Below are 1,306 nucleotides of genomic sequence, written 5' to 3'. Positions count from 1 at the left end.
TGGTATTATCCCCTTTAGGTAGACAGTGTAAAAAAGACCATGTGCACACATGGATGTTACACTATTACTTGGAGGGGATTTTTTATGACTAAAAAAGGCTCAACTTTTAATACATATTCAGAAGAATTAAAGTTATCAGCTGTTCAAAGTTATTTAAACGGAGAAGGAAGTTACACTATGATAAAGGAAAAATTTCAGCTTAGAAGTTCTACCCAACTTAAAAATTGGGTGAAAAAATATAAAGAATGTGGTGAGATTACAGATACTCGTGGAAAAAATAGTGGAATGAAAGGTATACCAAACCCTCTAAAAGGAAAACGTGTTCATTTCAACACCGTTGAAGAGGAACGTGACTACTATAAGGCTCAGGTTGAATATTTAAAAAAGCAGTATCCAAATCTGTAAATGGAGGCGTACTAAAATATAAAGAGAGATATCATATCATTGAATCATTAAAGAGAAAATATCCAGTTATATGGCTTACTAAATTTGCGGGTGTACATCGTTCAAGTTACTATAAGTGGATTCATACAAAAAGTATGAAAAACATGCGACTAGAATCCGATCAACGATTAAAAAAGGTAATACAATCTATTCACGTAAAGCACAAGGAATATGGTTATCCACGTATGAAAATCGCTTTACAAGAAGAGGGTTATTTTATAAATCGCAAAAAGGTATATCGCTTAATGAGTGAACTCAACATTCAGTCTATTATTCGGAAGAAGCGTCGCTTCTTTAAAGGGAATGATTCCAATACTTTTCCAAATGTTTTAAACTGTGAATTCAAAGATCGCCAACAAAATGAAGCGCTTGTTACAGACATTACCTACCTAAGATTTCAAGAGGGATTCCGCTATCTTTCTGTTGTACAAGATATTTATAATAACGAAGTTGTTTCTTGGAAAATTTCCAAGCGCAATGATAATGAACTTGTATTAGATACAATTGAAATGTTGGCACAAAAAAGAGATGTGCGTGGAACCATTCTCCATTCAGATCAGGGATTCCAGTACACATCTCATGCCTACAACAAACGACTTTTTGATTTAGGTATCATTGGCAGCCACTCTCGCAAAGGAAACTGCCATGATAATGCCTGTATCGAATCATTTTTCTCCCATTTTAAATCGGAGATGTTGTATTTGAATCATTTTAAAACAGAAGCGGATTTAATACAAGCAATTGAAGAATATATTTACTTTTATAACTATAAACGGTTCCAAAAACGACTCAACCATCGAGCTCCGATAGAATATCGAGTCTCGATGGCTGCTTAGTCTTTTTAATACTGTCTACTTGACAG

General features: G+C 34.2%; 2 protein-coding genes. Both read left to right on the top strand.

The annotated features are described in order from the left end of the window. Positions 1-84 precede the first annotated feature (84 nt). Positions 85-405 carry a helix-turn-helix domain-containing protein gene (locus MR071_RS25905; RefSeq protein WP_105588438.1) on the top strand — a complete coding sequence of 107 codons (321 nt, stop codon included), beginning with the start codon at positions 85-87 and terminating at the stop codon, positions 403-405. Next, entirely contained in the window at positions 375-1,280 is a 906-nt protein-coding gene (locus MR071_RS24960) for an IS3 family transposase (RefSeq protein ID WP_375337526.1), read from the top strand. The genes MR071_RS25905 and MR071_RS24960 overlap by 31 nt, the downstream gene beginning before the upstream one ends. Positions 1,281-1,306: the final 26 nt, after the last annotated feature.

It is taken from the genome of Bacillus cereus group sp. BfR-BA-01316, from assembly GCF_022664195.1.
Taxonomy (GTDB): domain Bacteria; phylum Bacillota; class Bacilli; order Bacillales; family Bacillaceae_G; genus Bacillus_A.
Note: the sequence above shows the minus strand (reverse complement) of the source record. Positions and strands in the feature narration are given on the sequence as shown.